The sequence below is a fragment of the Flavobacterium sp. genome (assembly GCF_017744675.1).
Lineage (GTDB): Bacteria > Bacteroidota > Bacteroidia > Flavobacteriales > Flavobacteriaceae > Flavobacterium.
In genome coordinates, this window is record NZ_JAGIAV010000007.1 from 215,678 (window position 1) to 224,119 (window position 8,442).

General features: G+C 32.5%; 6 protein-coding genes. 2 read left to right on the forward strand and 4 right to left on the reverse strand.

The genetic code is table 11. The features are described 5' to 3' along the window. Window positions 1-72: 72 nt before the first annotated feature. The 4 genes from J7574_RS21095 to J7574_RS21110 all read right to left on the reverse strand — a co-directional run bounded on the left by J7574_RS21095 (window position 73) and on the right by J7574_RS21110 (window position 4,928). Complete coding sequence (locus tag J7574_RS21095; RefSeq protein ID WP_290973527.1) at window positions 73-810, reverse strand: SDR family NAD(P)-dependent oxidoreductase; 738 nt, start codon at window positions 808-810, stop codon at window positions 73-75. A gap of 133 nt (window positions 811-943) precedes the next feature. Continuing rightward, window positions 944-3,097, reverse strand: a complete 2,154-nt coding sequence (locus tag J7574_RS21100) for an alpha-glucuronidase family glycosyl hydrolase (protein WP_290973530.1) — start codon at window positions 3,095-3,097, stop codon at window positions 944-946. Between the two features lie 282 nt (window positions 3,098-3,379). Then, window positions 3,380-4,408, reverse strand: a complete 1,029-nt coding sequence (locus J7574_RS21105) for a LacI family DNA-binding transcriptional regulator (RefSeq protein ID WP_207297457.1) — start codon at window positions 4,406-4,408, stop codon at window positions 3,380-3,382. A gap of 82 nt (window positions 4,409-4,490) precedes the next feature. Then, the gene (locus J7574_RS21110) at window positions 4,491-4,928 is read right to left on the reverse strand and encodes a PepSY-like domain-containing protein (protein WP_290973537.1); all 438 of its coding nucleotides are present in this window, start codon (window positions 4,926-4,928) and stop codon (window positions 4,491-4,493) included. 298 nt (window positions 4,929-5,226) lie between these two features. On the opposite strand from J7574_RS21110, the gene J7574_RS21115 reads away from it, so the two are divergent. Next, window positions 5,227-7,416 carry a sensor histidine kinase gene (locus J7574_RS21115; RefSeq protein WP_290973539.1) on the forward strand — a complete coding sequence of 730 codons (2,190 nt, stop codon included), beginning with the start codon at window positions 5,227-5,229 and terminating at the stop codon, window positions 7,414-7,416. A 12-nt stretch (window positions 7,417-7,428) separates the two neighbouring features. Continuing rightward, window positions 7,429-8,070 (forward strand): response regulator transcription factor, encoded by a 642-nt coding sequence (locus J7574_RS21120; RefSeq protein ID WP_290973542.1) that lies wholly within the window; start codon window positions 7,429-7,431, stop codon window positions 8,068-8,070. Window positions 8,071-8,442: the final 372 nt, after the last annotated feature.

The window sequence follows — 8,442 nt, forward strand, 5'->3', positions numbered from 1 at the left end:
AGTTTTTCTTCTTTAAGCCTTTTAATATAAAACTTTGCGACTCTGCGCCTTTGCGAGAGATCTCCTTTAAACTTAGAAACCAATACTGTTTCCGCCATCAACAGGCAATACTGTACCAGTAGTATATTTTGATTCGCTTAAAGCGAAATAATAAACCGCATCAGCAATGTCTGAAGGTTCTCCTAAGAATCCCATTGGTGTTCTTCCCAGCACTTTATTTTTTCTTTCTGGGTCATTATCAAGGGCTGTCGATGACATTTTAGTTTTTATAAATCCTGGAGCAATACAATTTACACGAATTCCTGATGGAGCCAATTCGACCGCCATCGCACGTGTCATCGCTTCGATCGCACCCTTACTTGACGAATACGCAATTACTTTTGGAATTCCGTACTGCGATGCCATCGAACTGATATTGATAATACTTCCGCTTCCTTTCGCTTTCATGTTTTTAACTACTTCTCTACTTACAGCAAAAACACTCAGAAGATTGGTGTGAATTATAGTTAAGAAATCTTCATCTGTCACATCCAAAAACTCTTTTTTCATATTGATTCCAGCATTGTTGACCAAAATATCAATCGGATTGTCTTTTGTAATGTTTTCGATCATCGCTGGAATTCCCTTTAAATCATTCAAATCAAAGATTACCGGAATGGCATTTTCTCCAATTTCCTTGCAGGCATCTTCTGTTTTTTCTTTTGATCTCCCGATGATGTAGGTTTTAATTCCGTTATCACAAAGTTTTTTTGCTGTTGCAAAACCTAATCCCGAATTTCCTCCAGTTACAATTGCTGTTTTATTGCTCATAATTTTTAAAATATATTCTATTTAGTACGCTGATTGGACGGATTCGCTATCGCGAAAACGCTGATCTACACGGATTTTTTTATTTTTTATCGGAAAAAATCTGTTTTTTTTCTGTGTTCCACTCTTACTTAATTTATCCATTTCCTGGTGCAAATGGAAATTTTAGCGATTTAAAATAATCCAAAGTCTTCGTTGGTTTTTCTACTCCCGCCGGAAGTTCTTTTCCAGAAAACTGCTGAAAGTATAACAGACAGGCATCACGCCACCATTTTGCTTCTTTGTACTGAATTTCCAATAACATTTCAACTTCGTGAAAGCGCTCGTTGTCGATATATTTTTCTGCTTTCTTCCAGACATTCTGCATTGTCGCGACCTGATTTATACCTTCTTGGTATTTCAACGCCATACCGTTCCAAAGTGTCTCACCATTTTTCAGTTTATAATCCCATGAAACGTGATGAAACCACAAAAGATCTTTTTCTGGACAGGTTTCTAAATTATCAAAAAGTTTCTCAACTTCAGGTGCATATTGCACAGTTGCATTCGTTCCAGTTTTAGATCGGTCGAAACCAATTCCGTTTTTATCTGCTTTATGATAATACGTCGGATTCCATTCTGGTCTGGACAAATTAGAAACCCAAGGTCCTGGTCCATAATGATGGCCTGTATCCATAATATGATGCAATCCAAGCGGTGTCATATAATTGACAACTGCTTCTCGAGATTCGATCATGATATTTTTTACAGGTTGAATAAAGTTTTCATCGTTCGAAAAAGTGCTTCGCAACCATTCATCGGCAATCGTTTCAGAATCTAAATACGGATTCCAAGCCAATCTTCCGAAACCATACCAATTGGCTTGTGCAAAAGGATGTCCTGTCCAATTCAAATCGTTTCCGATATTGGCAACACCTGCAATTCCCGTTAGTTTATTTTGATATAAAGTTCCGTCAACAACTTTGGCAACAGTGGAACCTTTACCTTTTTGATACGTATCTGATTCTAAAACTTCCTGAAATAATTTAGGAAGGAAAACCAAATGCGTGCTAAAACCTAAATATTCCTGCGTAATTTGAAATTCTATCATTAAAGGCGTTTTCGGCATTGCACCAAATAAAGGATGGAAAGGTTCTCTTGGCTGAAAATCGATTGCTCCATTTTTTACCTGAACAATTACATTTTCTTTAAATTTTCCATCGTAAGGCTGAAACTCTGCATAAGCCTGTTTCGCACGGTCATTGGCATCATGTTCTGAATATACAAACGCTCTCCACATAATTACACCACCAAAAGGTGCAACGGCATCAGCAAGCATATTGGCTCCATCTACATGATCTCTTCCGTAATTTTGCGGTCCTGGCTGACCTTCTGAATTGGCTTTTACCAAGAATCCACCAAAATCAGGGATTCGTTTGTAAATTTCTGCTGCTTTGTTTTTCCACCATTTGATAACTTCTGCGTCTTTTGGATCAGCCGTTTTTAATTTTCCTATTTCGATTGGTGCCGAAAATCTTGCAGTTAAATAAACTTTTATTCCGTAAGGCCTGAAAACATTGGCTAAAGCTTCCACTTTTTCCAAATATTGCGGAGTTAAAATTAATGCATTTGCATTTACATTGGTCAAAACCGTTCCGTTAATTCCAATTGAAGCATTCGCTCTAGCGTAATCAATATAACGCTGGTCTATAAAATCTGGAAGTTTTTGCCAGTTCCAAAGCGAAAATCCAGCGTAACCTCTTTCAACAGTTCTATCTAAATTATCCCAATGGTTTAAAATTCTAATATTTGTTTTTGGCGAATCGGCAATATTTAAATTCTGAGCAGATTTATTGGTTTCCAATATTTTCAGGAAATTAAAAATCCCGTACAAAACGGCAACATCATTTTTTGCTGTAATAATAATCTGTTTTTTGCCTTTAAGAGAAATTGATTTAATAATAAAGCCTTCTTCATTTATTTTATCAAAATCAGATTTTAACTCATTTTTAATTTCAATGCTTAAATTAGATTGCGAACCAATAATTAAATTATTCTCCCCTTTTACATCTGACTTGATTTCTGGATTAATACCCAGCATATCCTGAAAACCTGTTTTAAGTTCTTTTTCAGCAATTTTAATCGTTTCTGAATTTCCTAAAACCACAATACCTTTAAGATTGTTTTTGTATTCGGAAGCCAATGCAGTATTTTTTACGGCATTATATTGAAGCCACAATTTATAATCCTTTTGTGCCGGAGCCGAAAGGGAAATCAAAAGAAAAAGGAAAACAAATCTTAATGAACTCATTTGGTATTAATTTATTTTTTACGATCTCAAGTTTAAAAGAAGCAATATTTTACCCTCAAATAAAAGTATTTAATAAAATTTTAATTTAAAAAATACATTATCTTAAATAAAACAATAATTGCAATCGGTTGCGTAAAAATATAGGATTGTTATTTAAGAAAAAAATTTTAGCTCTACTTTTTTCAAAAAAATAATTTATTTAACAAAGAAAGGCAGGATAATTTAAAAAACTATCCTGCCCTGTAGTACGATTAAGTCAGTCTTTATTATTTAAAGCTGAAATTATTTTTGTGTAGATTCTCTTGCGAGCACTTCTGTGTTTAAAAAGGTAATTTCTTTGGCATCGTCATTTTTAGCCGATTTCAAATTTTTGATAATGATTTCTGCTGCTGCTTTTCCCATTTTTTCAGCCGGATGCGTTATAGTCGACAAATTAGGATCGATGATCTGCGAAATCGGGTCATTATTAAAACCAATCACTTTAAATTCTTCAGGTACTTTTATACCACGTTTTTTAGCAGTCTGTACAGCACTTACAGCTAGAATATCTCCTGGAGCAAATAATCCATCTGGCATTGGTTTTAAATCAAACAAAGCATTGCTGGCTTTTACACCATCTTCGTAAGTAACAGAATTTAAATTGATAATCAGATTTTCGTCTATATCAACATTATGATCTTTTAAGGCTTCGATATAACCTCTTTTTCTTTCGCTGTATAAATTTCCCAATTCCGATCCTGCCGTAATATGCGCAATACGAATACAGCCCTGCTCAATAAGGTGTTTGGTTGCTTTATAACCTGCTGAATAGTTATCGATTACCACTCTAAAAGTGTTGTAATTTTTAGGAACCCTGTCAACAAAGACTAACGGAATATTATTATTTGAGAATTGATGAAAATGAGCCGTATCACGAGTTTCCATAGCTAGTGAACAAATCACACCGCTAACACGATTACTGTAAAGCGACTTAGCCATATTGACTTCTTCTTCGTATGAGTCATGCGACTGCATGATGATAACAGTATAATCAGATTTTTGAGCCGTAATTTCAATTCCGCTAATTAATGATGATAAAAAGGGCTGCGTAACGGTAGGAATCAAAACACCAATCGTTCTGGTTTTATTACCACGCAAACCTGCAGCTAAAGTATTTGGGACAAACCCCATCTCTTCAGCAGTTTTTTTCACTTTCTTTATTGTTTTATCACTAATGGTGTGATGATCCTTTAAAGCTCGTGAAATGGTTGAGGTTGCCAAATTTAGTCTCTCGGCAATGTCGTAAATCGTTACATGTTTATTTTCTTCCATAAAGCAAATAATAGAAGATGTAAATATAAACTATTTTTTCTCACCTTCATATTTTCAAGAGTCTGGCTATCGATTAAAGATATTACTGCTTCTTCTTATCTTTTAAAATTTTACCGTCTTTTGTAAACTCCAAATCGATGTTATTAGTCAAATCAACATCAAGATCTTTATGCCCGTAGTCAATGTGCGTTATCTTTTCATTTGGATGATTTTTGGCTACATAAGCTTTGATATTATCGGGGATAAAATCAGTTGGAATTGGTTTGTTTCCACCGTCAACTTCTCGATAGGATCCATCTTTCCAAAATTCAACTTCTGTTCCGTCTTTCAGCTTTACTTCATAGCCTTTCTCTCCATGTTCTGCATCTTTTTTGGCAATTTCAACAGATGTATAACTAAAATGTTTCTTTAAAAAATCTTGTGCAGGTTTTGGCAGTTCTGTTACTTCTATTTTCTTCTGCGCGTGCGCCGATATCGTTAAAATCAACAATACAAGGACTAAAAAAATTCTACTTATCATGATCCATTTTCTTTGTATATAGCCACACTAATTTACTGTAAGAAAATTTACATTCAAATTAATTTAAGAAAGTTTTAGTTTTTTACACAAATCGTAACGCATTGATTTACAATAAAATTAAATCAATTTACAACTGTTTTTTATATCACAACTTCATCTAAAAATTTTATTTTTCAGAAGTCTCATTTAATTAATTTGTAGTACTTTTACTTATCTCTCGAGAGAAACAACTCTTAGCCCCAAGTTTACAAAGCTTTTAAAATTTACTCTAATTCTTTAGAGTATAATCCAAAAACGTATGGCAATCTGGTCAGAAAGGTTTTATTTAATATTCATTGTTTTTTTTTCGTTTAGTCTGCAAGCACAGATTGAAAGTAAAAAGAAGCCTTTGGATGTCAAAAAATCTTCAACTATTAAGCAAAATCCAAAAATTACAAACCTTTATGACGCCTATAATAAAGGAGAGGAAAAAAAGGCTTACAAAAAAGCGCACGAACTTTTAAAATCAAAATTAGATAACCGATCTATTGCCAACACAGATCTTCTTCTTGCTTATTATTTCAACAAAAGAGCCGTTATTGATTCCTCTATTTATTATACAAATCAAGCTTTTAAGTATAACACCAGCACCAACGATTCTTTAAAAAGTCGCCTTTTTTCTCTAGGCTATAACCTTTTGGCGATTAACTATAACAAACGAGGATTATTTAACGAAAGTAAAAAATGGCACCTTAAAGGTATAGAAGCTTCTCAAAAGTATAATGAGAAAAATCTTTTCTATATCCATATGCACGGCTTAGCACAGACATATACTGAACTCGGCGATTATCAAAACGCTTTAAAACTATTTAAGGAATGTCTGGAATTCAAAGATGATTCAGAAATAATTTTGGGAAGCTATATTAATATTGCCGATATTTATTCGAGGCTAAAAGATTATGATAATGCAAATATCTATTATAAAAAAGGTAAAGTACTCTGCGAAAAAACCGATAACTTTCAGGGAAAATCCATCATTTTACTTGGTTTAGGCGAAAACTATCAACTGCAGAACAATTACCATGAAGCATTAAAAATGTTTCAAGAAGCACTTGCTATTGCAGATGAAAACGAGCTTAACCAATTAGCAATTATCTCAAGAAGCACCATTGGCGATTGTTATGTTTCACAAAAAAAATATAATGAAGCGAAGCTGATTTTCTCTGAAGCGCTTCAAAAATCAATTCATTTTGGATTACTTCAAAACCAAATAGACATCTACGATGAATTGAGAAAAATTGAGATCGAAATGAATAATTATAAAAATGCTTATTCATTTTTTGAAAAATCAACCCATTTAAAAGATTCTATTTCCAAAATGGAGAGAACCAAAGAGATCAACGAATTGGAAATCAAATACAAAACAGCCCAAAAACAGAAAGAGATCAAATCTTTAAAATTTGAAAATGAGGCTAAAAGACTAACACTGGCAAGCCAAGAAGAAGCAATTAAAAATATGATTCTTAAGGATGAAATTTCGAAAAAAAATAATGAGAATACAATTCTAGCGTATCAAAATTCATCTAATAAAAAACGAAATGAAATATCACTTCTAAAAAAAGATCAGCAGTTAAAAGACTTAGAAATTAATCAGCAAAAGAATCTTAAATCATTCACCATTAACGCATTTTTTATTCTTTTGATTCCTATAGTCGCCTTATTATTTCAATTTTACAAAAGATTCAAAGTCCAGCAACTTTTAAACATTAAACAATCGGAGATTAGCTCTCAAAAAATGAATAGCATTTTAAAAGACCAAGAATTAGAATTAATTAAAGCTTCAATCAGTGCACAGGACAAAGAAAGACAGCGTATTTCTCAAGAACTCCACGACAGTATTGGCGGTAATCTTGCTGCAATCAAATTGCAAGTAAATCATTTAAATCCTTCTAATTTTTCAAATATTAAAAAAATAAGCAATCAGTTGGATGAAACATATCAGCAGGTTCGCAATTTATCGCATACTTTACTTCCAAAGAAATTCAGCCAGAATAAATTTCTAGAAGTTTTAGAATCTTATTTGAATAATATCAGTGAAGCAAGCAAAATCCAGATTTCTTATATCCCTTATCCTAAAAAAGAAATTAATGAATTAGACGAAAATATTCAAATCGAAATTTTCAAAATTATACAGGAACTTTTAACCAATACAATTAAACACGCACAGGCTTCTAAAATAGAAATTCAATTAAACTATATCGAAAATATATTCAATCTCTTATTTGAAGACAATGGCATAGGTTTCGAAAGCGAAAACATTTTAAAAGGAATTGGCCTCATTAATCTAGAGAATAGAATTAGCAAACTAAACGGTTCTTTTTCAATCGATTCAAAACCAAAACGAGGCACCATTTTTAATATTGAATTTCCTGTTTTGCAATTGATGCCAAAACCTCAAATCAACGGTTTGAATTTAAAAAATCAGCTTGACGAATTGAAAAGTAACTAATTATTCTAATGAATGACTAAGATTAATCTACTTATTGTTGATGACCATACTATGTTTCTGCAAGGAATTATTTCTTTGTTGGAGCAGGAACCCAATATAATTGTTGTTGACAAGGCTATTAATGGACTTGAAGCATTAAATATCATTCAAAAAACACCTATTGATTTCATCATTCTCGATATCAGCATGCCTGAAATGGATGGGATTGAATTGAGCAAAATCCTTAAAAAACAATATCCGCATATTAAAATCCTAATTGTAAGCACTCACAGCAATGTCATGATTATTTCAAGATTAATTAGAATTGGGGTAAATGGTTATCTATTAAAAAATGCTGAAAAAGAAGAACTTTTAAAAGCTATTAATACAATTGCATCGGGCAAAAATTATTTTGCAGAAGAAGTAGAAGAAAAACATTTTATTAATAGCTCAAGAATAGAAAAACAAGTTTCTAATCTAGCTGAATTAAGTTCGAGAGAAAAAGAGATTTTAGTTTTGATTGCTCAAGAATACAATACGGCCGAAATTGCAGAGAGAACTTTTATAAGTTTAAATACAGTAAATACGCACCGTCGCAACTTATTATCAAAACTAAATGCTAAAAATACAGCAGGCTTGGTAAAATATGCTGTAGAAAATGGTTTAGTTGACTAATCCTTTAAATCTAAATTATACAACTAAGCTCGAATAATATAGTAAAGCTCCCCAATGCTAATACTATTTATTCGAGCAAGTGATAAGAAATCTGATTTTAATCAAATTAAAATTGCATGAAAATATCAATTAATTTCTCCAAAAATATAGTTTGATACACCTCGTTTACATTGCAACTTTAATACAAAACTACTATTCTAACCTTTATTCCACATCACTATAAATAGTGATTTTTACTTAAATATCTTACTTTTTTCAAGCTTAAATTAAAATTCCAAAACCGCTATAAAACAGAAAACCCCGTTTCGTTAGAAACGGGGTTTTCAAAAGAAAGGCGACGACATACTCTCCCACAATAATGCAGTACCATCT

Bases quoted from the DNA above. Each gene is read 5' to 3' on its own strand.
- J7574_RS21110 (WP_290973537.1), bottom strand. From the start codon at position 4,928: ATGATAAGTAGAATTTTTTTAGTCCTTGTATTGTTGATTTTAACGATA.
- J7574_RS21100 (WP_290973530.1), bottom strand. From the start codon at position 3,097: ATGAGTTCATTAAGATTTGTTTTCCTTTTTCTTTTGATTTCCCTTTCG.
- J7574_RS21095 (WP_290973527.1), bottom strand. From the start codon at position 810: ATGAGCAATAAAACAGCAATTGTAACTGGAGGAAATTCGGGATTAGGT.
- J7574_RS21115 (WP_290973539.1), top strand. From the start codon at position 5,227: ATGGCAATCTGGTCAGAAAGGTTTTATTTAATATTCATTGTTTTTTTT.
- J7574_RS21105 (WP_207297457.1), bottom strand. From the start codon at position 4,408: ATGGAAGAAAATAAACATGTAACGATTTACGACATTGCCGAGAGACTA.
- J7574_RS21120 (WP_290973542.1), top strand. From the start codon at position 7,429: ATGACTAAGATTAATCTACTTATTGTTGATGACCATACTATGTTTCTG.